Below are 26,199 nucleotides of genomic sequence, written 5' to 3'. Positions count from 1 at the left end.
AGGTGGTTGTCGATCTGGTTGAGTATTTCCTTCCGCCTTTGGATTGGTAGCCTGAACATTCATCGATGCTTCATCCAACGGGGCTGGCTGGACATTCTGAACAACTTTTCCAAGGGTTAATGTTTCTTTCTGCTCAGAACCTTTATCCTCAGCGTTCTGCCCAGAAGATGTTGGCTCTTCACCTGACACGTCAGACATACCACCAGATACGTCACCCTTATCCAACACAGGTGGTTGTCGATCTGGTTGAGTATTTCCTTCCGCCTTTGGATTGGTAGCCTGAACATTCATCGATGCTTCATCCAACGGGGCTGGCTGGACATTCTGAACAACTTTTCCAAGGGTTAATGTTTCTTTCTGCTCAGAAACTTCACCCTCAATTTGGCTAGAAGATGTTGGCTCTTCACCTGACATGTCAGATTTGACATCAGAGCCTTCATCCAACGCAAGGTGTTGCGAATCTGTTTGCGCATTTCCTTCCAACTCAGGATCTATCACCTCACTATTCTGGTCAGAGCCCATTGACTCTTTAGCTCGCTTGACACTTGCTACTGTCATCGGATCCTCTTTGTCTTGTATATCGATAGCATTATGATCATCAGATGCTAATACAGAGATGTGCATAGAGGGAGAAACAACGTGCCTGCCATTTCGTAAATGGGCAATAATGGTTATTACTTTAGTACTCTGAATCTGATCCCCTTCCATATCGTATGTAAGATCCGAGATATATTGGCTCGATTGAACCTCTGTACGTGTACTCGGATCAGACATATCATCACTGCCTCTCACCTCTAGAACAAATCGTTGAAGATTTTGAACACCATGAACAGAATAGTAGTCTGAGACATGAATAGTTTGCCCCTCTTTAACCGTTATATGGTTTTGCTCTAATTGGAAACTAAATGGAATATAACGATACTCCAACCCAATATTGGCATTTCTTTTCACGGCTCTAGACAACATGCTTTTTCTCAAATTCGAATGAGTCAAGTCTTTATCATTTGACAAATGGCTTTGTAGACTTTTCCCAAAATGATAATGAAACTTGATACCAAGTTGGAAATCATTTCCAGCACCCTTCTCATATTGATAACCAGAGTAGAGTTCAATTAAAGGCATTGGTGTATAGTTAATATTGAAACCTAAAGAATAAGGATTCTTGCGTGGCTGACTGTCATTAGAAGCACCAACTAAGTCACCGAGTTTTTGATCATAGTAAACCTCTGCTGACCACTGAGGGTAATTTGGCAAATACCCTTCACCTCTTAAATCAAAACCTGATACAGGGCGTTCCTCTATGCTGTGTAAATGATCAGTCATAGCATCAGTTGATTTCCAACCACTCAGAGGAAAGTAGTAATTCATTGAGAGTTTATAGTTCTCTATCCATTCTTCCAAACCAAGACTGGCACGTTTGTGCTGCTTTATAAGGTCAACATCGTAAAACCCATTCACCCCCCACATAATATTTTTAGATAACTGTCGACGATAACCAATTCCTGCATGTGCAAATGTGCGCCCTTCATACCTAGCCTTTTCATTAAAAACCACGCCAGATTGCGCGAACCAGGTAGAATTGTCGTTCGTGAAAAATGGCAAGAAAACTTCTATTTGGCCATTTTTAGGCGAAAAGTCAGGTCCAAAGTCCACATCCACATCAGCGGTCCCAAAAGAACCCAGTGCATTTTGAACTAAAGAGGAGACCTCTTTTTCTACATACGGGCCAATACGAGACAAAGCTACAGACTTAAGCGCAGCAGTATTAGCACCGCCAGCCTCAATTTCCATAAGAGTTTGAGCAAGTTCTCTTTGTCCATCGCTCTTGAACTCATCGATATTTGAAATATCCATTACATATTCAGGACTCAAATGGTCGCTTAAATCTTCTTGTTCCAAAGTCCATATATAGGCATCTGGTGCGACGTTTTTTTGGATGGTTTTCAAATCTTGTTCAAGATTGTCGCTTTTTCCCATTAAGCGATAAATACCTTTGTACCGCCATAAAAATAGATGAATAGTAGGCACAGCCACAAGAACATCTCGCATAAACGTTTGGGTGGGGACTGAATTCCCAACATAAATGTGGATAAAGGGATATTGAGCGTCCTTTATGCCTAACAAAGGAGAACTTTCAGAAACTCGCTGTGTCAATGTTGAATAGCGAGACATGGGTTTACGTTTTACTGTATTCTTCACAGATTGACTATGTCCAGAAATAGCAAAGAAAAGAATAACGATAGTCACAAAGATACGAGTTAACTTGCCAATAACACTCGACAGAACTAAACCAGTAGCCGATATACATAGCTGACATGTTATCTGAGCCATCAATACCAATGGCAAAATTGGCCAAGTTTGGTGCTGTACTGCTTTTTGAAAAGAACTCATCATTCACCTTGCCTCATCATTGGATTATCTTTACGAAAGTTTGAACAACCATCGATAGGTCAAAAAATAACCAAAAAAATAAAGATGAAGAAGAAAATAAATTTTAAGTAACTTTAACCTTTATAAATCAGATGCTTAATTTAGAGTAATTAAACTACTATCAAGTCATATTTCCAAGGATTTTTCGTGCTTATATTACTTTCCAGAAAAATTTCGTGATTTTCGTAAGTAATGTCTTTGCTCTATGGTTTGCGTATACGCTTTTCTAGGTGCGGAGATAGCATTCAAGAATTTATAAGCCGTTCGTTCAAGTTTTTTGATACAAAAATTCTGCTTCTAAAGTCAATCAACAGCTTTGTATCAAATCTCATCTATACACTCAACGAACTTCTAAATGCATATTAAGAGTCCATATCATAATTTAGAATGAATAATTTTTAGTTTTGCTAAGAGGTTTATTGGTCCTACGTCCAATTTTTTCAAAAAATTTGAGGTTAACTAAATCGGTAGAATTAGGGGAGATTATTGTTTTTATTCTATTAATTAAATTTATACATCACTAATAACTGACAATTAATTGTCATTACTATTATTTAAAAAATAAAAAACGTGACCAATAGACCACGTTATAAAATTAATATCTATTAGATAAAATATTAGAGTTATCAAGCAGGAATAATAAATCTTTTAATATCTTGAATTATATCCTCGGCTTCATAATTACTTATCAATTGGCAAAATCTCTCTTCTTGATTAATATGATATAGCACCCTATTTTTTAAACTTTCTTTATCTCTAATTTCTAATAGTTTACTTTGACTAAAAAAACATTTTACTGCCAAGTAAAATTCATCAATATGTTGACCTTCTTGACCAGTAACCGCTTGATAAGATTCAATTGCAAGCATAACTTTTTTAAATGACATCTTTACACCTTAAAAATAAATTAATAAGATCAAATATTATCTTTTCACTATAATAATATTTATAATTAATTTAGCTTTATAAGCTTATACTTTAATATACATGTAGATTCGAACCTATGTAAATTCAGTATCTTATTAGTCTTCCAGCATAAGAAAAGCTACAAATTGGAAAGGCATATTTCACTCTTCCATTTGCAAAGGAAACACCACCTCTTCCGTTACTTATTATTAAATCAAAATACATGGTTTTAGTAAAATAAACCTATAAAAACCATTCAAAATAGTGTAATTAAACTAAATTAGTGTATTGATTATTAAAGAAAAAATAGGAAAATTATATTTTTATAGATTTAAAGTTAGAATAGTAATGCATTCTTAATAGCAGCTTTACTTACTGGCGTATCTCTTTTTCGGAAAAAACTCCAGAGAACAGTGTAGAACTCAAGTAACGCTCACCAGAACTAGGTAATACAGTTACTATCGTTTTTCCCTCAAACTCTTCCAGCTTTGACATACAATTCGCTGCTATCACAGCGGCTCCAGAAGAAATACCGGCTAGAATACCTTCTTCTTTCATCAGGCGCCTTGCCATTTCTATGGCTTCATCCGACTCAACTAGTTCAACACGATCGATAAGGTTCAAGTCTAAGTTCTGAGGAACAAATCCAGCGCCAATCAGACATTTAACACTAAAGCTTGGATTACGAGACTCTACTTTGGCTAATACCTTACCCTCACTGACTCTATTTAATCTTACTAAGGGTGTGTTACCGATAGTAAAAGAATGATCATCATATACTTTATTCATATAGTCACATTCCAATATATAAACTAAACTCGCCAATTAAAAACCTCATATAAAATACCACCAATTAGTTATAAAAATAATAAAAACCATATCATTTATTATAAAATCACAATCCATTAAAGTTTATATTAATCTTATAAATATAAAGTATTGATGACTAGTAGGAGCAGTTCCATAATAAAAAAGAGTGTGGTAAACACACTCAATAATATTTAACACATTAAAGCGTTTATTTTATCACGTTGAGTATTTCGACAATATACCTGCCAGTGAACATGACGCTTTGGTCAGATTACGGGTTCCAATTGATGATTTTTCAGCCACTTCACGAATCGTATTCGCCGTAGAGCGGATATCACTTAACTCGGACGCAATATCATTAACTACCGTGCTTTGCTGCTCAGCAGACGTTGAGATTTGAATGTTCATATCCATGAGTGATTGTGCAGAATTAAAAATCGAGCGTATATCATCACCAACCTCTTGGGTCATTTGACTGCTTGTCCGTGCTTGTTCAACCGTTTTCTGAGTGATATGAGCAATAGTACCACTTTCAGATTGTAGCTTTTCGATCATTGATTGAATTTCAATGGTTGCTGATTGTGTACTGCCAGCAAGTGCTCGAACTTCATCTGCAACTACAGCAAAGCCACGGCCTTGCTCTCCCGCTCTTGCCGCTTCAATCGCTGCGTTTAACGCCAATAAATTGGTCTGCTCAGACACCCTATTAATCGTAGTAATGACTTCATGAATCTCGGCTGTCTTTTTATTCAGAGCTTCTACCGATTGAGAGGATTGCTCAATATAACCCAAAAGCTGGTCTATCTGATCAATGGTAAGTTGAACACGCTTTTGGCTTTGGTCAATGTGCTGCATGTCACTTTCCGTTCTGTGCATTGCTTGCTGGGCTATGCTAGAGACTTCTTTGGCAGACGCCGTCATTTCTTCCATCGCCGTAGCAACCGAATCTAAAGAAGTATATTGATAATGAATCTGATCCTCACTGAGCTTGGCTTCTTGCTCAAAACATGCTGACGTTTCACTTAAAGTATCGGTGTTGGCTTTAACGTTGTTCACCAGATCAGTTAGCGTATCCATAGCATCATCTAACGCACAACCAATAGTTCCAAACTCATCGCGCCCGGGGTGGAAACCCAAACGTGAGGTTAGATCTCCAGCCGCTATTTTCTGCGTTGTAGTATGCAAAACCCATAGCGCACCGCCAATAAAAGTCGCGGTCCAATAGGAAAAAAGAGCAAAAGGTACCAGCCAAATACTCGCCCAAACTAAATCATATATAGCTCGGGAGCGTGCTTGACGATCCTGTGCTTGATTATCAAATGTGAGTTGGTAAATCGAACCATCAGAGCTTTTTTTAGATACGGTTGCGACGCCATTTTTATATCTAGGCTCACTAACACGTTCAACCTTACTAATGTCGACTTGGTTCTCTATTGAATTGACAGGTACTGCATGAATGATGGCATCCAATCGCTGATGTGCAATCTCAATCGCCCGAGATTCTATTTGCTGCAATTGCGAATAAAGCCCTTTCCCTGCAATGCTTCCTATGGCAACTAAAAAAAGAACGAACAGTATCCATACTTTGTCGTTGATAGACATTTTTATGAACAATTTATCTATCGTCCTAAATTTAACTTCTTTCATCTTAATTCACTCGTCCTATTATTGGTAATTTCAATATGAGATATCGATTTTTTGAGCTGCTGATCTATAAGATTGATTTATGAGATTAGAATCAAGCATCAATTGAAAGATGAACCTAGTGAATTGTTATTTATGAGATCTAAGGCTTTATTATACAAATCATCGTACTGCAATCAGTAGTTTGATGTAACTCACATATACAACTAGAAGAGTATTTGTCTTCAAAAAGAGTATGATGCAGAATGAGTGACGTTTTTAAATCGTCTACAAGGGCAAGGAATGCAAATTAAAGTAGATAAATTAAATCACCCTAAAGTAATAAAACTCCTTGAAGAACACATGGAAGATATGAATGCCACATCACCACCGGAGAGTGTTCATGCATTGGATCAAAAAGAATTGCAACAACAAGGCACCATAGTTTGGACAAGTTGGAAAGAAGATGAATTGCTAGGCTGCGCCGCGATCAAACCCATTTCTGACTCACATGTCGAATTAAAATCAATGCGCACTGCTGAAAAGGCGCGTAATCAGGGGGTCGCATCCGCATTATTGTCACATATCATCGTTCAAATGAAGAATGATGGATACCAGCGTATTAGCCTAGAGACTGGCTCCATGTCATTTTTCAAACCAGCAAGAGAGTTGTACAAAAAATTCGGCTTTAAGTACTGCTCTCCCTTTGCAAACTATCAACCCGACCCTAACAGTAACTTTATGACCTTAGAGCTAAGCTGTTAACCGTAAAGCTAAGTGATGATAACTATACCTGCTCAATCTTTTGTCTTTTACGAATAAGTTGAGCAGGTGAAAATCCAGTCACTAACATAGTCCCCGATAGAACTAGAAATGTACCAACAAAAGTATTCAATCCTATAGGTTCATCAAGAATAAGCGCCCCCCACAGAATACCGAATACAGGGACCAAAAATGTCACTGACAGCGCGGAAGAGGCCCCTTCATCAACAACTAATCTGAAGTAAAGCAAGTAGGCTACACCCGTACACAGAACTCCTAACACCAGTACCGACCACATTTCTTTGATAGAAGGCTCTCCTTGCATAGGTACAAAAGGAAGCAAAGGCAAAATCCAAAGCACCGCTGCCCACATGTTGCCATGCGCATTTTCAAAGGAATCAATACTTGGCGCTGTTTTGGTATAGTTGGTTGCTAAACCATAACTGCAAGCAGCCATCACACCTGCAGCAATTGGCAAAGTCGCATCGATACCTATATTCACCGCATCTAGCCCAACGAGTACAACCACACCAATGACTCCAAAACCCATACCAACGAAGGCTTTTAGTGTCAAAATAGTCTTGTGCCAAAACACACCTATTAAAGCTCCCCAGATCGCCGCGGTAGAGTTAAGCACTGCAAGAGTTGAGGCGTTAAGGGTTTGAGCTGCATAGGCGAACAATAAAAATGGTAGCGCTGAATTGAATAAGCCTATTATCATGAAATGCTTAAAGTTATCCAAAAACGCTAGCTTTTTACGCAAATAAATAGAAACCAGAAATAAACTAAGCCCGGCAAAACCAACTCTAAACTCAATAAGAAATGCCGGGCCAAAGGTAAAAGTCGAAATCTTCATGAAGAGAAAAGAACTGCCCCAAATGGCAGCAAGACAAATTAAGCGTACAAAGCTCGCTGTAGACATTGGTTACCTCGCTATTGTTTTCGCCTAATGTGAGCGAATTAGCGATAATAATCAATCAAAAGTTACCATTTATTAATAAATGTAAATCAAGAAGGTGGTTTTGTAATACTGTAAATATTTGGTCATAAAAACACCAATGCCGGAGTAATAAACCGCTAAGCTTTATCTATATTTGACTGAGTAAAATCAAGGTTCTTATCAGAAGACGGCGCATTAGCTGAAGCTTCATCACTCGCCGGTTCTGTAGATACAGTATCTTGAGGAGCTTCGGCATCGGTATCAGGATCTTGTTCCTGCAAAACTTCTTGATCTTCTAAGATAATACCCCGCTTATAGAGCTTATTTAAGGCTTTAATCACCGAGTGCTTACCCACCTTATTCTCTCGAATTTTCTTCAAAATCGGCTTAGCAAGAGATTGCAAGCCCACAACCGTATCAACACCAATAGTTAGAGCGATTTGATCACGAAGCCCTGCAGCTTGTTTATGGCCAAGATGAGCAGCAACAAACAACCAGATATATGCCACACATTCTCCATCAGGTGGCCTTTTCATCCACGCTTCAGCGACTTGATACATGGATTCTGTATGCCCTTTCTCACCAGCCCGCTCCATCCAGTAACAGCCTTTGAGGAAATTAGGTGCAACACCAATCCCATTCAGATAGTTTTGACCAAGCTTTAAACGCCCTTCATTGCTTCTCATCGCAGCTGCTTTTTGGTAGTACTGAGTCGACAGGCTTGGATTAGGCTCTGGGTTCCTGGGCGATACGAACCATTCACCTAAAAATAGCTGAGCTTCGACATAGTTACTATCTGCAGCATTTCGCATGACCTGAACGGCCTTCTCCACATTTTGCTCTGTACCCAGACCATTAAAGAGTGCAGTCGCCATCTCAAATTTATGAGGCATACTACCTTCTTGAGCTTGGATACACACTTGCCAAAATTTTGCTTGTTCTTTTAAAACAACATCATTGAGTTTCTCACTCAGACGTACAATACCAAACATACCAGTGGTATTATCAAGCTGTGCCGCTTTCGTGTACCAATAAACTGCATCCTTTTGGTTCATCCGCTCAGCTTCTTTAGCGAGGAACAAAATCGTGGGTATATCTCCACCTTCTGCTTTTTGGACGCGATCTTTCTCTTCTTGCTGGCGATTTTTTTCCAGTGCTTTGCGCTTGGCAATGCCACGCTCTACGCGTTCTTGCTCTAACTTCGTTTTACGCATTTGTAGCACGAGCATCCATATAAATGTGCCCAGTAGTAACAAACCCGTTGCGCCAATCGCGATCCCTATCAAATTCATCAGCTTACTTTCTTCTTATATAGTTCAAAATTGCTCTATTTCTATAAACCCAGGATTTTCCCGAGGCTTGACGTATTTATCTTTATTATCTAAGTGTACAGTACTATTGAGATTAGTTGATGAATAAAGTAAAAAATCACCCTCAAGATCAAATATTAGCTCTTATTTCTCGATGAAAAGTTTTATTAACAAAATCTCCAAAAAAGACTATTTTAAAAGCGAGGAAATCAAATTTTTAGTAAGATTAGTGGAAAACAATAGCCTAGGCTCGGATCTTATTTTATAATAAAAAATAACAAATAGAGTGCTATTATTTTTCATCAGAGGTTACCAATGAGACTCATCCCGTTACGTGAAGCCGCCCAAGTTGGTCAGTGGGCTGCAGCCCATATTGCCAAACGCATTAATCAATTTAATCCATCGGAAACACGCCCTTTTGTTCTTGGGCTTCCAACTGGCGGTACACCACTAGCAACTTATAAAGCACTGATAGAGTTATATAAAGCAGGAAAAGTGAGTTTCAAAAACGTTGTGACCTTTAACATGGATGAGTACATCGGCATACCAGCCGATCACCCAGAATCATACCGCTCATTTATGTACAAGAACTTTTTTAATCATATTGATATTCAAGAACGGAATATCAACCTCTTAGATGGTAACGCCGACAATCATGAAACCGAGTGTCAGCGCTATGAAGATAAAATAAAATCTTATGGCCATGTTAACTTGTTCATGGGGGGGGTCGGTAATGATGGCCACATTGCTTTTAATGAACCCGCTTCTTCTCTGTCTTCACGAACTCGAATAAAAACACTGACTGAAGAGACGCGTCTTGCTAACTCTCGTTTCTTTGATGGAGATATCAATCAAGTTCCTAAATATGCTTTAACCATAGGCGTCGGCACACTACTCGATGCTGAAGAAATTATGATTTTGGTGACTGGGCATAATAAAGCTCTTGCACTAGAAGCGGCTGTGGAAGGATGTGTTAATCATCTTTGGACAGTGTCTGCTCTACAACTTCATCCTAAATCTGTGATTGTTTGTGACGAACCTTCAACGCAAGAGCTGAAAGTAAAAACTGTTAAGTACTTTACTGAACTAGAAGCAGAAAATATCAAAGGTTTTTAGCCCCTGATACTCAGTTACGTTTGCCAAAGCCAAACGGAATTAAAGTTAGGCTTTGGCTGAAAAATAAAGTATAACATGGCCTTAGTGAGAAAAACTACAAAGTGAATTTTTGACTCATTCGGCAAAAATGCAGGTTATCGATTAAATTTGCCACAGGTTCAAGACTGCTCTCTTCAAACTTCACACCGATCTTATTGTTCTTATTGTAGCGACCTGTCGTCTTAACATTGCGAACCACAGCTTCAAGCACTTGTGAAGAAATCGCACAAGCTTTGATAGGAAATCCACGCTGAAAAAAACAGCGAGTTCTTTTGGTGACGCGTTAGGTGGCTCAAGCAGCATCAGATTATTCGAATGTAATCCAACATACTTGGTCTTACCCTTAAATATTTTCCCTGTTGGTGTCATGATAAAGAAAGCCACTTCATTCAGTGGTTTCACATCGCTGAAAACATCTTCACCACATTGGATACTTTCCGGTGAAAGAGGTTGTGCGTCTTGCTCTTCTCCACCTTGCTTAAGCTCTACTGCCTCTTCCGGTTCTTTTGGCTTTTTTTCTGCCATGGTATCAGCCCAAACAATAAGATTTGCCGTGTTTTAAAGTGTATACCTAATTCTCTCTTACCCACAATATATAGCTTAAGTTCAGCTCATAATAATAACTTCACAGTAAAAAAGAATTATTTAACAATGGATACCGGAAGAGCATTTGCACCAAGATTTGTCCTTGCCATCAGTGCATATGTCCGAATTTTCATTCTCTATGTCAATTAACCCTAGACACATTATTTCAAATCGCTAGTATTAGCGCTGTCAGTTATCGAAAACTGAAATCACGTGAAATTTATATAACAATTCATTGCAGGGAAAACTATGCAACACAACTCAATTTTTGCCCGTTTTGCGCGTGGAAATTTGGTGTTACAGATCTTAGCCGGTATCGTTCTCGGTGTGGGTCTTGCCACCATATCTCCTGAATATGCACAAAATGTTGGCTTACTTGGAAGTCTATTTGTCGGTGCTTTAAAAGCTGTCGCCCCCATTCTTGTTTTTATCCTTGTTGCCGCTTCAATCGCCAACCAGAAAAAGAACCAACACACTTACATGCGCCCAATTGTCGTACTGTACCTATTTGGTACCTTTACCGCAGCACTGACAGCCGTCGCATTAAGCTTTATGTTCCCAACAACATTAACTCTCGTGTCTGGTGCTGAAGGTGCAACGCCACCTCAAGGTATCGGCGAAGTCATGAATACGCTGCTATTTAAGATCGTAGATAACCCAGTTAATGCGCTAATGGAAGCAAACTACATTGGTATTTTGGCTTGGGCAATTGGTCTAGGTTTGGCTTTGCACCACGCATCTTCGACAACCAAAGCCGTGTTTGAAGATCTTAGCCATGGCGTTTCACAAATCGTACGCTTTATTATTCGTCTCGCTCCATTTGGTATCTTCGGTCTTGTATCATCGACACTTGCTACAACAGGTTTTGATGCATTAGCAGGCTACGCACAACTATTGGCTGTTTTACTTGGCGCTATGATCATTATCGCTTTAGTTGTGAACCCAATTATTGTGTTGGTTAAAACTGGCGAAAACCCATACCCGCTAGTGTTCCAATGTCTGCGCGAAAGTGGTGTTACGGCTTTCTTCACTCGCTCAAGTGCGGCAAATATCCCAGTGAATATGGCCTTATGTGAGAAGCTACAGCTTGATGAAGATACCTATTCTGTCTCTATCCCACTTGGTGCAACGATAAACATGGCGGGTGCTGCAATCACCATTACCACATTAACGCTGGCTGCTGTACATACTATGGGGATCGAAATCGACATCCTTACCGCTCTGCTTCTTAGCATTGTTGCTGCAGTATCTGCATGCGGGGCATCAGGCGTTGCCGGTGGCTCGCTATTACTGATTCCTCTGGCATGTGGTTTATTTGGCATTCCAAATGAGATCGCAATGCAAGTTGTCGCGGTAGGCTTTATTATTGGTGTTGTACAAGACTCTGCTGAGACAGCACTAAACAGCTCAACAGACGTAGTATTTACTGCCGCTGTATGCAAAGCCAAGCACAAGCAACACGCCTAATCTCCTCTCGATTGAATACTTAGCCCCGAATATCGGGGCTTTTTTGTATCTGCAGAAGCACTGGCAGTATTATCCTAATTCACTCGAGTAACAAAGCCTAACCATTCTTCATTGGTTTAAAGTTACATAAGTATTGGGCGAAATTGCCAAGCTCATAGCCACCTCGTTGGATATATTGACCTGTATCATCCATCACTATTTTAACGATTATGTATTTCGGTGACTCTGCGGTTCAACAATCGGGAATCGTTCCTGCCCACAAAAATATTATTATAAATACAGCTAAGAGACACGACTGTATTGTTATGATTCGCCCTGTAAACCCGCTCTCTACCGCTCTTATTGAAGAAGGTTACGCAACCAAAGATTTGCATGTAAAAGGCAAGTCCTCAGATTGGGGCCCACAAGCTGGCTTTATATGTTGCGATCAATCCTATAGTAAGTTGGTTCATAAAGGCCAAGAAGAGATAGAGAAATTCAATCTCAAAGTCACTGAATCTATACGTGACGGCTATGCAAAAGCAGTACCTTTGCTGATCTCTGGTGAAAGATTGCAGTCCCTCATTAAACAACAAATGCTTCATGTGATATCGAAAAGTGAGGGGGCCATTGAAGTCACCAGTCATGGAAAGCCTCACCAAGATTTTATTCTTTATCCAAATGAACGTATGCCTGTTAGCGAGTATGCACATTTTCATCGTCGGTATCACGCAGATATTCTACCCATGTTTAAAGTGATGCCACACCTTAAAAAAGGCTATTGGGTAATGACTAAGAAAGGGCAGAGCACAGAACCACTTATAGTACTGGCAGAGCCATCAAATAGTGTCCCCTTAACTGCAGACTATGATTTCTTCTGCGTCGCTCCACATCTAAGCCAATTTAATTCTGACAAACCAACACGGCTTAAGCCCATGGTAAAAATAGTACAAAACGCACTTGCCCAAAAAGAGCGTAGAATAGTCGATGCTGACCTAGGCAAAATTTCACATCTTACTCAGAAAGTGAAACAGGAAATCAATCAGAAGGCCGGCGCTAGTCATGTGATTCATCATGGCTGTGAAGTTGATAATCCTGTCACCGAATTAGATTATCCTATTACTACTTTTACCCCGTGGGAACAAGTGGTTGGCGCGACCAACCAGCAAGAGTTACAAACGCTAGCCAAGGATATGCTCAAACTTGGCTATATCTTCTATCCCAATCGACTTTGGAGCCAAACTGGTAAAGTTAATAGCAGCAGTGCCTCACCACTAAGAAATTATCAGTGGGACACCAATATTCCAGAAACTGAGTTATCTAAACCAGAAGTACTCTCTCCTCCTGAAAACTATAGTCACCCACAAAAAAGCCCCTCGTAATGAGGGGCAAGAGACCATCGCCTTTTTGTTATAGTGATAATCTTACGATTCTAAAACTTAGCCAAAGTCACCATTCACGTAGCCCTTAGTACGATCATCTTTAGGCTGGCTGAAAATAACCTGAGTAGAGTCATGCTCCACCAGCTCACCCATCAAGAAGAAAGCGGTGCGATCTGAAATTCGGCGAGCCTGCTGCATTGAATGGGTAACAATCACTATGGTGTAGTTCTTTTTCAACTCTTCCATTAGCTCTTCGATCTTATGGGTCGCAATAGGGTCAAGCGCCGAAGTTGGCTCGTCCATCAAAATCACATCTGGCTCCATTGCAATGGTGCGCGCAATACATAAGCGCTGCTGCTGGCCACCAGATAAACCAAACGCATGTGACTTGAGACGGTCTTTTACCTCATCCCACAAAGCGGCGCCGCGTAATGAGCGCTCAACAACCTGATCAATGTGTTTTTTGTCCTTGATGCCCTGCGCTCTTAGGCCATAAGCCACATTCTCATAGATGCTCATTGGGAATGGGTTGGGCTTTTGGAATACCATGCCAACTTTTATCCTCAGATCTGCCACATCGATATTGCCGTAAATATCATTGCCATCCATATCCAACTTACCTGTGATTTTAACACCTTCGATCAGGTCGTTCATGCGGTTAAGACAACGAAGCAAGGTTGACTTCCCACAGCCAGATGGTCCAATTAATGCGGTTACTTGACGAACAGGAATCGGTAAATTAATCGACTTGAGTGCCTGATTGTCACCATAAAACAGGTCTAAGTTTTCGATATCAAATTTGTTCATGATCTTTATCTCTTAAATCTAAATGGGTCTTTAACGCTCTGTTGCCTAATAGTTCGCCGTGTTAAATCGGCGCGCAATGAGCTTGGTGATCATGTTGATCACAAGAACCACCACAATCAGCACTGTCGCTGTACCATATGCTTGATTCCACTCTTCAATAGTAAATAATTCCGTAGTGAGCTTGTATAAGTGAACCGTTAGGGTTCGACCTGAGTCAAGAAGCGAGTCAGGTATGCGGGCCACCATGCCTGCGGTCAAAAATACTGGTGCAGATTCACCAATCACTCGGCCAATACTCAAAATAACAGAAGTAATGATCCCCGGCATAGCGCTTGGCAGAATAAGTCGCCAAATAGTATAAATCTTGGAAGCACCTAGGCCATATGAGCCTTCCCGATAAGTCTGAGGCACCGCCATCAAGGCTTCTTCTGTGGTACGAATAATCACCGGCAGTATCAAAATACTTAGGGTCAAAGCACCGGAAAGAATCGAAAAGCCCAGTCCGAGAATGGCTACAAAGAAAGTCATACCAAACAAACCAAAGATAATAGAAGGTATGCCTGCGAGAGATTCGGTACAAAAACGAATCACTTTAACGAGCTTACTACCTACCTTGGCATATTCGGTAAGATAAATCGCCGTCATGATCCCAATCGGAGCGGCAACCGCAATCGAAGCGATAACCATATAAAGCGTGGAGACAATCATAGGGAAGATGCCATGCTCTTCACCTGTACGAGTGTAGTTGTCGGTAATAAAGTTCCAATCTACGTGTTGGAGCCCATTGGATAATATGTACCAGATGATCCAGAATAAAAATCCAACGGTCAATGCCGCAGCAGTCCAGATTAAAGCGTTTAAAATATTATCTTTAAACTGGCGATGTTGTTTTAATGCCGTGCGATCCATAATGATTACTTCCTCGTCCGCTTATTTGGCTTTTTCACGATTGAGATAAAGCAGTGCAGCATTTAGCATCATGATAAATACCAGAAGCACTACGCCAGTCGCATATAAAGCGTTGGCATGCACACCGCTCGCGTATGACATTTCAATCGCGATATTGGCGGTTAAAGTACGCGCTGAATCTAAAATACCTTGCGGCATAGCAGGCGCATTACCCATCACCATAATGATGGCCATTGTCTCGCCAAGCGCACGGCCAATTCCTAAAATAACCCCCGTCATGATCCCTGAACGCGCAGCGGGAACAAGCAATTTAAAAATCGTGAATATTTTAGAAGCGCCAAGTGCCAACGAGCCTTCTTTATAGGTGTGAGGCACAGCGCGAATTGACGTTTCAGAAACAGTAATAACGGTCGGAAGAATCATCACGCCTAGAACAATAATCCCAGCCAAGATGGTATTCCCAGCCGGCACCTCAAAAATATCTTGAATTAAAGGTACTATGATGACAAGGCCAAAGAACCCGTACACAACCGATGGGATCCCTGCCAATAGTTCTACCGCAGGACGGATAATATCTGCAAGACGTTTAGGCGCAATTTCAGCGATGAAAATAGCGGTCAAAACCCCCACAGGGACGCCGACTAATACAGCGCCAAACGTTGAAACTACAGAGGCGACAATCATAGTCGCCACACCATAAAGCGCTGGGGGCAACCAGTCATGTCCAAGAACAATGCCAGAGACACCAGCTTCCTCAAAGGCAGGAATGGATTCTTGAACAATGAAGTAGGCAATAACCGCCAGAGACACAATGCCAATCACGGCACTAGTGAGGAATAAGCCATGAAAGATACGCTCTTTCACATCAACGCGACGTTTAGTGCGCAAACGTGGCTTGGGTAACTGAGTCGCTTGAGTATTCATAAGCTCGTCACTATTTGTTGCAATGGTCATAATCGTCATACCCTTCTTACAAACTGAGTTTGCTCGAAGTAAAGCAAAAGCTCAGCCCAAAGCAGGCCGAGCAATAAAAATATCAATATGATTAGTGAACTGAGATGTAGCCATTACTCTCAACCAGAGATTGAGCTTCAGGAGTGTGCATCCAGTCTAGGAATTGTTGTGTTTCAGTTGAAGGCTTACCTTCTTTGTACAAAACCAAGAATGGACGAGCTACTTTGTACGAGCCATTTTTCACATTATCGACAGTGGCTTCCACACCATCAATTGGCAAAGCATGGACTGAGTTATCCACTGTACCTAGAGAAATATAGCCGATAGCGTAAGGGTTTGAAGCAACCATAGTTTTCAGTGCGCCATTACCGTTCGCCACTTGCGCGCGCTGTGAAATGGCCGATACCTTGGTACCAGAGATTTTTTTGGTAAGCTTCATGATGTCTTCAAACGCGCCGCGTGTACCAGAAGCCGTGTCTCTAGTAATGGTAACGATAAGTTTGTCTTCACCACCAACCTGTTTCCAGTTAGTTACTTCGCCTTTGTAAATTGAGCTAACCTGCTCAGCAGTTAAAGCTTGCAGCGTGTTTTTAGGGTTAACCACAACCGCTATACCATCAAGCGCCACTTTCATTTCTTTAAGCTCAGGTTCCTTTTCTGATGCTTTTAAGTTGCGAGATGACATGCCAAGATCTGCCGAGCCATTTTTTGCCGCTTTGACACCAGCTGATGAACCTGGGCCTTGCACTTCAACAAACACGTTCGAGTGTGTTTTCATGTATGTTTCTGAGAAAACTTCCATCAGTGGCGTTACGCTACTAGAGCCTACCGCAGAGATCGTTTCCTTAGCAGAAACGGAAGTCACTGCCATTGCACCTAGAAGTGCTATTGCACCGATAACTGTCTTTTTCATCACAATTTCCTTAGTTGGCATCATTGCCACTTTGTTTCACATGATCGATGCTAACTTTAGGACTCAATTGTGACAGTTGTGTTTCACTTCGTTGAAGCCTCTATGACAAGGTAAGTTTATTTTGAGTTTTCTATTGATAGTCAAAAACACTATGCAACAGATGAAAACCATCGAAATATATAAGTTATACATTTTTATCGAATAAACAACCAACTGAGGAGCTTTTCAGCCGCGTTTCTAAAGCGAAGTAATATGGCGCTTCTTGGTAACCAAGCTGGTGTATACAAAACCGTTTTCGCTTTGGAAAAGGTCAAAAAGCCCTCTTTCCCATGATATTGGCCAATGCCCGATGCTCCAATGCCGCCAAAAGGGGCATCTTCGATGGCAACCTGCAGCAAGGAATCATTGATAGCAACACCGCCACTGTGTGTTTGCTCGATGACTTGGCGCTGCAAAACTCTATCGGTTGACATCAAATACAAAGCGAGTGGTCTGGGGTTGAAATTAATATAGCTCAATGCTTCATAGAGGTGGTTATAGCCAATCACAGGTAAAATAGGGCCGAAGATCTCTTGCTGCATTACCTGCATATGTTCTGTGACACCCGTAATAAGGTGAGGTAGCATCTGGCCCTCTTGCAAGGCAACATTTTCAATTGTGTGTACAACAGCGCCTCTATCACGAGCATCCTCTAACATACTGCTAAGCCGCTGATATTGAGCAGAGTTAATGATGTGTGTGATACTAGTCGTGTCGTTGTTTTGCAAATACAGCTCTTGGTAGCGTTTAAGATACAGATCAACAAATGTCTGTTCTTTTCCTTTAGGTAGGAGTACGTAATCTGGTGAGACGCAAATTTGCCCTGAATTAATCGATTTACCAAGTAATACCGCATCCACAGCAGATCTTAAATCGATGTCATTATCTATGATGACTGGTGACTTCCCCCCCAGCTCTAAGGTAACGGGAGTCAGGTTGTGCGCCGCAGCTTGAGCAACCAATTTCCCGACCTGAGTTGAACCAGTGAAAATAAGATGATCGAAAGGCAGCTTAGAAAAATAGCTTGAGATATCAGCTTCACCCTCAACTGGATAAATATGCCCCTCCACACTGGTAAAGATATTACTTAATACAAGATTGGTGTGAGGAGTATGCTCGCTTAACTTAACCATGACGCGATTGCCCGCTGCAATAGCGGTAGCAATTGGGGCAATGCTCAAAACAATTGGAAAATTCCATGGGACGATCACCCCCACCACACCAAGAGGCTGATACTCGACTCTCACCGAAGATGGAAATAGGAACAAACCAGATTTTCTCCGACTCGATCGCATCCACTTTTTGAGATGTTTAATGGTGTAATTGATGTGCATTATTGCTGGGAGTAAATCACAAACTAGGCTGTCGAAGCGAGTTCTTGAGCCGTAATCTAGACTCAGTGCATCAACAAGAGCGTCTTGGTTTTCAACCAATACCCGTTTGAGAGATTTCAGCCTCTCTACACGGGTACTATAGGTCGAAAAAGGATCGTTTTGATAATATGTTTTTACCTCCGCATAGAGTTGGTAAAGCTCCTCTTGAGTGCGGACATGCTCTTTTTGCCAGCGACTAAAATCAACAACGCCTTCCATCTGGTTATATTACTCAATTGCCCCTTATGTCCGATAACTATAGTATGCCCACATTGCGAAGCGCAGTGACCAAAAACACAATTCTAATCAAGTCATCAGAATCTATGTACTTTAACGGCATTACAGCTTAGCTATAACCGACTTAAAATGCTCAAGACCGATAGTGCCTACCACTCTCTGCGGAGCAATTTCTGATCCACTTGCATCATAAAAGAAGACCGCAGGGGGGCCAAATACGTTTCGATCTGCTAACCAAGCCATCTGTTCAGGAGTACTCTCAGTGACATCAAACTTTATTGTCTTCCAGTCAGAAAACTTAGAAAGTACCATTCGATCAGTAAACACTTCGCTTTCAATGACCTTACACGACACGCACCAGTCCGCGTACAGATCCAACATTACCCGCTGGTTTTGCTGCTTCGCTAAAGCTAAGCTTTGATCTAATGCGCGTACAGAATCCACTTTGACAAAAGGCAATACAGACGTTTGCCCTTGTTTGGTTGGTGCAGAGACAAGGTTCAGAGGTTTAAGAGGATCGTGTGAGCCAAGTAACATGCCCACAAAAATAATCAAGCCGTAAAACAAAGACATAAATGCCGCTAGCTTTCTCGTTCTCGCCCAACCAGGTAGAGCAGAGTCCAAAGCTCCAAAATGAATACCACTACCAATGGCAAGCACTGCCCAAAAAAGCATAATAAGCCATGATGGCGCAAATCGACTGACCAAAACAATCGCCACGGCAAGTAACAAAATACCGAATACTTGCTTGATGACGACCATCCAAGGTCCGGACTTAGGCAGCAACTTACCCCCACTAATCCCAATTAAAATCAGTGGTACCCCCATGCCTAATGCCATAACAAATAAGGTCACACCACCTAACACCCAGTCTTGTGTGGTCGACACGTACAACAAAGCGCCTGCTAATGGCGCACTCACGCAAGGTGACACGACCAAAGCAGATAAAGCGCCCATGGCAAAGACACCAGCAACTTTACCACCACCGATGTTATCTGAACGAGAAGTCAGCTTTTGCTGTAGTGTCGATGGAAGCTGTAGTTCATAAAAACCAAACATGGCCAATGCAAGGAGAACAAATACGATAGCGAACAGAGACAATAACCATGGCTGCTGCATGGCCGCTTGAAGGTTGACCCCTTTGGCTAAGGTGGTCACCAAAATACCTGTCAATGCATAGCTTGAAGCCATACCAAACACATAGGAAGTTGACAGCAACAGCCCTTTCTTGCCGGTCATCTTAGCATCACCGCCGATAATACTCGAAAGGATTGGCACCATAGGTAAAACGCAGGGGGTAAGGGAAAGACCAAGACCGAGCAAAAAGAAAATCAACAAGGCTTGTGCTTTGGGCGTATGGGCCAATAGTTCAGATAATCCTGTGGTATTTTCCGCTAAGACATTAATATTTTTCCAACTCAAAATAGGTGATGAACTAGACAAACGAGCTGGTAAATCCAGTGTTATTGTCTGGGGTAAATAGCATAAACCTTGTTCAGAGCAGCCTTGATAGCGGACTCTAATTTTCCCTTCCCCACTGTATGGAATAAGCACTGTTACAGGCTGATTGAAGACAACCACATCACCAAAATACTTATCTTGCTTAGGTTTGCCCGCATATGAAAACTGAGGTTCGCTGAGCAAAACTTTGCTATTGGTAGAGAACTTAAATCTGCCTTTATAGAGATAATATTGCGGCTGGATAGCAAAATGGATCTGTACCCCTTGCTCTGTCACAGACCATTGATAAGGGAAGGCCTCCTCAACGGGCAGAAACTCTTGTTCCTGCGCCAAAGAGAACCAAGGAAAGTAGATGAAAAGAGCAAGAATAAACGTCCTTAGCATGCGACAAACTCCGTGTCCTGATGGATGGATAATTGATCGTCAATAAATACAACCCCAACGTCGCTTGGTACTTCTAGTTTGGGATCAATAGTAAGTGCGGTACTCAATGCACCGGCCTCTAGGGCTGTCGGAGCCAATACACTGACTGAGAGTACGTTAGGATGTGTTCCGTATTGAGATAGAATGTGCGAGCTTTGCTGATCAGCAAATTGAAAATTCCGCTCATAATGAGCCGAAGTGGTCAGCGCCGCATTCACTAATGGCAAAGAGAACCACGGTTCACTTTTATTCTTTGGGTTTCTGACCGCCACATTAAACGCAGAGCCATCTGGCTTTTGACCCAAGGCTCTAATATCTCCGCCAAAGTTAACCAATGCTGATGATACACCCAGTGACTGAGCGATATTAATCGCTTGATCAACGGCAAATTCCTTAATCACCCCACCAAGATCAAACTGAGTCTCTATTGCTGGGACAGTAAGCGTATGTTCTGCTATCGACCAAGCTTGAGGCCCCATAAAGTGTTTAGCACTCTCATAAGCCGTAGATTTATCCAGTTCGGGTTTTTTATTGATTAGCGACTTAACTGTTCCAACCGTTGGATCGAATATTCCTTTGGTTCCATCGACTAAACGTCTAACAACTTCAAACACTGTGTGGCTTTCATCATCCAAAATCACGGTAGAAGTTTTACGCTGATTAACAACTTGGTTAAGCCATGATGACTGTGAATAGAAGTTATACTTTTCTTCTAATCGCCGGGTATTGGATTCGATCATCGCCACGATACTTTTCGCATCAGTAGTGCCGTATAGCTGGACTTCACACACGACTGTCATGGCTTGAAACCTATGTATAAAAGGAAGATTAGAATTCATAGGTTGCTCCAACCGCCCACCACTGGGCTTCAAATCCATTGGATTGCTCATAATAAGCGCCCAATAGATTCAAACGTAGCGTTTTATGTAGCTTTACACTCACTCCAAGTTCATACGAGTTAGCGGTAAAATCTCCTAGGCGCAAATCCGATGTTGCATATCCTGTTGATGCAAAAGTTGGGTCACTTCCATCAGGGTCACGGTAAAAGTCAGCCGCCGATTGTGTGTACCAAAAATATCCAGGCGCTAGTGTTAGCCAACTATTTAACTGCCAGGAAAATTTGCCTCCAATCTGGTGCGAGCTAACGCCCCAGTCGTCATTGAAAAACTTGTAACGCGGACGCAGCACAATGGACTCAGCCAGGGACCAGAAAGCTTGAATATTTACACCACCAGACACGCGTTTATCTGGACGCGAATCCTGACCCAAAAAGACTTCATCAGACCCTATACTACCATTGCCATCAATATCTACTTCCCTTAGGACGGTCAAGTAATGGTTACTCAAATATCCGGAGCGATATCCCGCATAAGCCGTTAAAATCATATAATAATTAGGCGTAAAAGTTTGCGATAATCCAGCTTCTAAGTTGGCAGTAAATATATCTTCCCAAGCTTGAGAGTTTCCCGTAGTTTCATACTTACCAAACGCCATGGTCTCATCAAATAAAGCTGACATACCCAAACTGTATGACCGGTTCTTTTGGGAGTCTGCATATATTAACCCTTTGGCATTCACGCCAAGACTTCTATAGTCTTCTTCGGTGGAATAGTTACCACCAAAAGTCCATTCATTACGCAGCTCATCTCGATAAGTGACGCTGCCATTAATTGATTGACGAGTGTCTTCTAGTTCGTACTTTTGCACTTTGTAGTTACTGCTGTTTGGATCATAACCTGCACGTATAACTTGGTCTGTCATCCCCTGTGCTTGCAAAGTTTTGAGTGCTCGATTATTTTTATCCGCCACACTCGCGATCGGTGTTGTTGGCCCCCATGCTGGAGATGCCCCAGAGACAGTGTCGTAGCCCAGTTCAAGGTTAATTGTCCAATCCAAACCAATGCTTTTTTCAATCGAAACGATACTGTCACCAGCTTTCACTTTGTCATCGTATTCTTGGTAATTCAGGTAGTGTACTGAAATATGATCTTCAGCCATTACGTTATTGGCCACAGCCGCTGCACCAAGCAGAGTAATAGGTAATTTCTTCATTGTTATTTAGTTTGATAATCTAGTTACAACCGCAACCGCCGCCACCGACGCCACTGCCACCCACTGAGCCTTGTTTGTACGAAAAGACTTTTTCAGAAAACAAATCGAATTCAGGTACAGGCCCACCGGGCTTCATTTCTTTTTTAGCGAGTGTCCCTTTTTGCCAGGGTTTGACCGCCTCAATACCAAGCGCTTCATCGACAAAAGCCAAGGCGGAGGCGTCATTGGTCTCTGCCTCGGGTGCTAACTTGGGTAAATTTAAGTTCTCTGCCTTTGGTTTCACCAATTCAATATTGCGCCGAACCCCAACTTCAGAGCGGCCACTGGTATATACCTGAGTTGAAATAACCTCTTCTTCAACCGTCTTTTGCTGCGCTGAAGGCTCATTCTCCACCGTGCTTTTTTTACCCAAATGACTCAAATCGAGTTTGGGCGCTGCACCAAACACAGCTGGAGTAAGCAAAAGAGTTGATATCACTATGCTTAGCCTCATAACTGAACTCCCATTTGGGCCAAATCATCTAAAATAACGCTACGAATATCCGTAATAGCGCCAAAACGAACTTTCACCACTTGTCCTTGGTAAACGTAATACAGAGCTGGCATCCCTACGGGTTTAAATTGTGCAATTAACTGCTGCTTTGGATCATTGATCACTGGAAAGTTAAGCCCTAAAGACTTTTGAAATTCCAGCCCGACTTCAATATCCTCATCAACGTCAACACCCACAAAAGTAACGCCTGTACCAGATAGCTCGCCATATAACTGATTAACGACTGGTAATTCATGGCGACAAGACACACACCATTCGGCAAAGAAATCGACAATAGTCAGTCGATTAGGATCCAACTTTAATTCATTCGAAGCACTCTCTGTCAGTGTCTCCCCTTCTTGAAATGCAAACGTGGTAAAAGGGATACATATAACGAGCACCATAGCCAATAACTTAACCATTTTTATTTCCTTATGTTTTCTGAACTTATTTCTGCCCAAAGTTAAGAGTCGTGTCATAGTCGACATACAATACTTTTGAAAAATACTCATCCAGTTCCTGAGTATTGGTTGCCGACAAAACTTGACCTTTCAATTCGATATTGAGTGCGGCATCCACGCAGCGACTAAACTGCTCCAGTCGATAATCAGGAATATTAAAGCCTATAAAATTCAATTGAATACCGAACTCATTTGCCAAGCGATCACAAATTCCTGCGGAGATAAGCTCATCCAACGCTGAACTGCCGTCGACACCATCTGTCATCAAAATTAACCTTTGTGTAGGATGAGTAGCGTACGGACGATAATTCCACTCTTGACGCCACTTGGGTATGAGCTGTCGAGCGCCCCAAATCAATCCTTGAAATGAACTTGTTCCACCTGTAGTTTGCAAATTTTCAATGGCGTGTTTAACTTCCCTCATATTGTCGGTCAGTGGCATAACGGGTGAAGAGCCGCTGCAATCAAGAAGAAAATCATTTTGTTCCTTCAGCTCCACTGTCTTTTCTGAGTGAATTTTATCTAAGTTAGATACTGTCTTTTCGGCAGAAAACCTATCGTTTTCATCTTTGCTTATCCCATTGGCACATTGCACTCCCGTGACATTTGCCCATGCGGGATTAACAATCGACACACCGTCAGAAAAAGGGACAATTGAGATACTCACCGCTCTGCGCCCAGCAAGCTCAACATTGTTATGTTCAATGCGATTAACCGCTCGGCTAAGGATGTTTTTCAGGGTTTGAATGGAGCCGACCATGGAACTAGAAATATCCAGTACTAGCGCCATTTCTGTAGGCGTCACTTTTGCTACATGATGAATGTAGGTATGCTCCATTGCTCGAGACTCAGCGGCGTTAGAACCCTGACCAATGCCCAATAGAGAAAAGGGACTATCAAGATGATAACTGATGCTAATCTCACAGTCCGTACCAAACTGATACTCGCCGCTCACCCCACGTATTTTAGGTTGGTAATAGTCTAAGTAAGCCTGGGAAAGATCGGCTTCAGAGGTGGCACTAAATGCACAAGCTAATGCCGCTGTATCAGCTGCTTGCATCGCACGATTGTGGAGCTGAATATTAAACCCAACCATTATGGTAGTCAGTGTTAATGCTAACAAAGGTACTAACAAAGCAAGAAAAGACAAAGAAACAGAACCAAACACCCGATTACGCACTGTACTTTCTCCCAATCACCGCAGCTTGACTTTGAAGCTTTGTAGGCAACGGCAAACTTAACCACTCAAAAATCGAGTTCACAGATTCTAAAGGTTTAGACACACACAAAGTTACTTGGTAAAGGTCAGCCGTCTTTCCTTGAAGAGACGCGATCATTCTCTGACTTTTGGGAGCAAGAGCGGCAAGTGATTCAATCTGCTTTTCACCCTGACAATCGTTGCCTGAGCGTTGGGTGATGATTTGGGTCTCATTCCCTGAAGAAAAGCGCATTTCCAATATCAAACCTACGCGGCTTAAATCCAAATCAGCCGGTAAGGAGGGTTTCGCCAAAACCATTAGGTGGTCAGCACTATCCGAGTAGTAAGGTGTGATTTGCCTATTTGACACTAGCGCTCGCGATGCAGCACTGACCAGAGAATAGACCGTGCTGTCTAAGCGAGTTTGTAGATACAAGATTTTGTAAACCGCAAACAAGCCCAGTACGATCACCAGAAACCCCACAACCATTGCAGGGAACTCGATAACAGCAGAGCCGCATTGCCTGTATACTTTACGCGTCATAACTAACCAACACTGTTCGGCTTAAGTTGGTCAGAGATGGCAAAGACTCTGAAAATTTGGGAGCCAACAAAAACTGGAATTGATAGTTAATACGATATTGGGCAAGCATAGCCTGAGGCGAGCTGACCAACTGACCTGATGCTAAAGACGCCACACTATCGGCATAGCTTGGAGCATCAATTTGGATATTATCCAAATTCAATAAAGGAAACTGAGCAATATGTTCGCGCATTTTTTCTGCGACGGTAGGCGAAGGTATCATGGTTCGGGCATCACGAATCGCTGACGATACCGCAGATTCGAAAACCATAGTCACCCACATGAGCCGAATCAGCTCAAAGCCGACCAACACAAGCATCATCAGCGGCAATATTACCATCGCAAACTCTATCGTCTGACTGCCTTTGTTGCGACGAAACATCATTAACGAATTCCTTGTTTCGCAAGAGCTTGGTAATAAAAAAGCGTACTTTCGAGTTCAGACCGGCTGAGCTCTGCGGAGGCAATAGTTTTAGCCGCATCAAGTTTACCGCTAGACGCATAAGATAAAGCGAGATTCAGTCGCATCTTACTTGTTGCTTCCCCTCGGCTGTAAATAGGATATAAGATTTGAATACTTTGTTCTGGGCGACCGTCTAAGAGCCAACCTAACGCTAGGTTATTTCGATACTCCATGCTATCAGGCCGGATGTTTATCGCACTTTTAAACGCATCACGAGCCTTTATGTAGTCTTTTTGTAGTGAGTAAGCCACGCCCAAACTATTTAATGCTACGTCGTCCATTTTATTTGTCTCAACAGCATCAAACAGTTTACTTTCAGCGAATTGGATATTACCAATAGCAAGATGTGCTCGGCCTAATTCCCGATCAAACTCTGAAGACGGTGCCAGTGCACTAATGCCGTTCACTTAAGGTGAGCGGCATTGTTTTTTCTGGGGTATCGGCT

At 41.9% G+C, this 26,199-nt stretch carries 24 protein-coding genes and 1 pseudogene; 4 read left to right on the top strand and 21 right to left on the bottom strand.

The window, feature by feature from the left end; genetic code table 11:
- From AAFM34_RS03435 to AAFM34_RS03420, 4 genes and pseudogenes are all read right to left on the bottom strand, one after another.
- A partial coding sequence (locus AAFM34_RS03435) for an inverse autotransporter beta domain-containing protein (protein ID WP_341659984.1) occupies window positions 1-2,394 on the bottom strand: 2,394 nt, incomplete at its 3' end.
- A 662-nt stretch (window positions 2,395-3,056) separates the two neighbouring features.
- A complete protein-coding gene (locus AAFM34_RS03430; protein ID WP_341659982.1) occupies window positions 3,057-3,317 on the bottom strand; it encodes a hypothetical protein in 261 nt (86 codons plus the stop codon).
- A gap of 391 nt (window positions 3,318-3,708) precedes the next feature.
- Window positions 3,709-3,993, bottom strand: a pseudogene (locus AAFM34_RS03425) (pyridoxal-phosphate dependent enzyme); the annotation flags it as partial.
- Between the two features lie 369 nt (window positions 3,994-4,362).
- A complete protein-coding gene (locus tag AAFM34_RS03420; protein ID WP_341659978.1) occupies window positions 4,363-5,793 on the bottom strand; it encodes a methyl-accepting chemotaxis protein in 1,431 nt (476 codons plus the stop codon).
- Between the two features lie 279 nt (window positions 5,794-6,072).
- Between AAFM34_RS03420 and AAFM34_RS03415 the strand changes: the two genes are divergently transcribed.
- Window positions 6,073-6,534, top strand: a complete 462-nt coding sequence (locus AAFM34_RS03415) for a GNAT family N-acetyltransferase (RefSeq protein ID WP_341659977.1) — start codon at window positions 6,073-6,075, stop codon at window positions 6,532-6,534.
- 22 nt (window positions 6,535-6,556) lie between these two features.
- On the opposite strand, the gene AAFM34_RS03410 is transcribed toward AAFM34_RS03415, so the two are convergent.
- Window positions 6,557-7,453 carry a DMT family transporter gene (locus AAFM34_RS03410; RefSeq protein WP_341659976.1) on the bottom strand — a complete coding sequence of 299 codons (897 nt, stop codon included), beginning with the start codon at window positions 7,451-7,453 and terminating at the stop codon, window positions 6,557-6,559.
- Window positions 7,454-7,608: 155 nt separating this feature from the next.
- On the bottom strand, window positions 7,609-8,763 hold the full coding sequence (locus tag AAFM34_RS03405) for a tetratricopeptide repeat protein (protein WP_341659975.1): 1,155 nt from the start codon (window positions 8,761-8,763) through the stop codon (window positions 7,609-7,611).
- 333 nt (window positions 8,764-9,096) lie between these two features.
- Here AAFM34_RS03405 and nagB point away from each other — a divergent pair, with 333 nt between their 5' ends.
- On the top strand, window positions 9,097-9,897 hold the full coding sequence (gene nagB / locus AAFM34_RS03400; protein ID WP_341659974.1) for a glucosamine-6-phosphate deaminase: 801 nt from the start codon (window positions 9,097-9,099) through the stop codon (window positions 9,895-9,897).
- A gap of 180 nt (window positions 9,898-10,077) precedes the next feature.
- On the opposite strand, the gene AAFM34_RS03395 is transcribed toward nagB, so the two are convergent.
- On the bottom strand, window positions 10,078-10,461 hold the full coding sequence (locus AAFM34_RS03395) for a hypothetical protein (RefSeq protein ID WP_341659973.1): 384 nt from the start codon (window positions 10,459-10,461) through the stop codon (window positions 10,078-10,080).
- A 309-nt stretch (window positions 10,462-10,770) separates the two neighbouring features.
- Between AAFM34_RS03395 and sstT the strand changes: the two genes are divergently transcribed.
- Both sstT and AAFM34_RS03385 read left to right on the top strand, forming a co-directional pair.
- The gene (sstT, locus tag AAFM34_RS03390; protein ID WP_341659972.1) at window positions 10,771-11,988 is read left to right on the top strand and encodes a serine/threonine transporter SstT; all 1,218 of its coding nucleotides are present in this window, start codon (window positions 10,771-10,773) and stop codon (window positions 11,986-11,988) included.
- Window positions 11,989-12,197: 209 nt separating this feature from the next.
- Complete coding sequence (locus tag AAFM34_RS03385; protein ID WP_341659971.1) at window positions 12,198-13,349, top strand: anthrax toxin-like adenylyl cyclase domain-containing protein; 1,152 nt, start codon at window positions 12,198-12,200, stop codon at window positions 13,347-13,349.
- A gap of 57 nt (window positions 13,350-13,406) precedes the next feature.
- On the opposite strand, the gene pstB is transcribed toward AAFM34_RS03385, so the two are convergent.
- From pstB to AAFM34_RS03315, 14 genes are all read right to left on the bottom strand, one after another.
- Entirely contained in the window at window positions 13,407-14,156 is a 750-nt protein-coding gene (gene pstB / locus AAFM34_RS03380; RefSeq protein ID WP_114784063.1) for a phosphate ABC transporter ATP-binding protein PstB, read from the bottom strand.
- A 45-nt stretch (window positions 14,157-14,201) separates the two neighbouring features.
- On the bottom strand, window positions 14,202-15,065 hold the full coding sequence (gene pstA / locus AAFM34_RS03375; protein ID WP_160928727.1) for a phosphate ABC transporter permease PstA: 864 nt from the start codon (window positions 15,063-15,065) through the stop codon (window positions 14,202-14,204).
- Between the two features lie 21 nt (window positions 15,066-15,086).
- Window positions 15,087-16,019 (bottom strand): phosphate ABC transporter permease subunit PstC, encoded by a 933-nt coding sequence (gene pstC, locus AAFM34_RS03370; RefSeq protein ID WP_341659970.1) that lies wholly within the window; start codon window positions 16,017-16,019, stop codon window positions 15,087-15,089.
- Between the two features lie 91 nt (window positions 16,020-16,110).
- Entirely contained in the window at window positions 16,111-16,932 is an 822-nt protein-coding gene (locus tag AAFM34_RS03365; RefSeq protein ID WP_341659969.1) for a phosphate ABC transporter substrate-binding protein, read from the bottom strand.
- Between the two features lie 194 nt (window positions 16,933-17,126).
- The gene (locus tag AAFM34_RS03360; RefSeq protein WP_341659968.1) at window positions 17,127-18,563 is read right to left on the bottom strand and encodes a coniferyl aldehyde dehydrogenase; all 1,437 of its coding nucleotides are present in this window, start codon (window positions 18,561-18,563) and stop codon (window positions 17,127-17,129) included.
- A gap of 120 nt (window positions 18,564-18,683) precedes the next feature.
- Window positions 18,684-20,426: a protein-disulfide reductase DsbD gene (gene dsbD / locus AAFM34_RS03355; RefSeq protein WP_341659967.1), complete on the bottom strand. Its 1,743-nt coding sequence runs from the start codon at window positions 20,424-20,426 to the stop codon at window positions 18,684-18,686.
- Window positions 20,420-21,304 (bottom strand): FAD:protein FMN transferase, encoded by an 885-nt coding sequence (locus AAFM34_RS03350; protein WP_341659966.1) that lies wholly within the window; start codon window positions 21,302-21,304, stop codon window positions 20,420-20,422. Before AAFM34_RS03350 ends, dsbD begins: the two co-directional genes overlap by 7 nt.
- Window positions 21,294-22,517 carry a DUF3570 domain-containing protein gene (locus tag AAFM34_RS03345; RefSeq protein ID WP_341659965.1) on the bottom strand — a complete coding sequence of 408 codons (1,224 nt, stop codon included), beginning with the start codon at window positions 22,515-22,517 and terminating at the stop codon, window positions 21,294-21,296. The genes AAFM34_RS03350 and AAFM34_RS03345 overlap by 11 nt, the downstream gene beginning before the upstream one ends.
- A 19-nt stretch (window positions 22,518-22,536) precedes the next feature.
- The gene (locus AAFM34_RS03340) at window positions 22,537-23,010 is read right to left on the bottom strand and encodes a DUF4266 domain-containing protein (RefSeq protein ID WP_341659964.1); all 474 of its coding nucleotides are present in this window, start codon (window positions 23,008-23,010) and stop codon (window positions 22,537-22,539) included.
- Entirely contained in the window at window positions 23,007-23,471 is a 465-nt protein-coding gene (locus tag AAFM34_RS03335) for a TlpA disulfide reductase family protein (protein WP_341659963.1), read from the bottom strand. The genes AAFM34_RS03340 and AAFM34_RS03335 overlap by 4 nt, the downstream gene beginning before the upstream one ends.
- 25 nt (window positions 23,472-23,496) lie before the next feature.
- Window positions 23,497-24,690, bottom strand: a complete 1,194-nt coding sequence (locus tag AAFM34_RS03330) for a hypothetical protein (protein WP_341659962.1) — start codon at window positions 24,688-24,690, stop codon at window positions 23,497-23,499.
- Window positions 24,683-25,252 carry a tight adherence pilus pseudopilin TadF gene (tadF, locus tag AAFM34_RS03325; protein ID WP_341659961.1) on the bottom strand — a complete coding sequence of 190 codons (570 nt, stop codon included), beginning with the start codon at window positions 25,250-25,252 and terminating at the stop codon, window positions 24,683-24,685. Before tadF ends, AAFM34_RS03330 begins: the two co-directional genes overlap by 8 nt.
- The gene (locus AAFM34_RS03320) at window positions 25,242-25,676 is read right to left on the bottom strand and encodes a TadE/TadG family type IV pilus assembly protein (protein WP_341659960.1); all 435 of its coding nucleotides are present in this window, start codon (window positions 25,674-25,676) and stop codon (window positions 25,242-25,244) included. Before AAFM34_RS03320 ends, tadF begins: the two co-directional genes overlap by 11 nt.
- Complete coding sequence (locus tag AAFM34_RS03315) at window positions 25,676-26,161, bottom strand: tetratricopeptide repeat protein (protein ID WP_341659959.1); 486 nt, start codon at window positions 26,159-26,161, stop codon at window positions 25,676-25,678. Before AAFM34_RS03315 ends, AAFM34_RS03320 begins: the two co-directional genes overlap by 1 nt.
- Between the last annotated feature and the right edge of the window lie 38 nt (window positions 26,162-26,199).

Origin of the sequence: Vibrio sp. (genome assembly GCF_038138445.1) — a bacterium.
Classification (GTDB): Bacteria; Pseudomonadota; Gammaproteobacteria; order Enterobacterales; family Vibrionaceae; genus Vibrio.
Note: the sequence above shows the minus strand (reverse complement) of the source record. Positions and strands in the feature narration are given on the sequence as shown.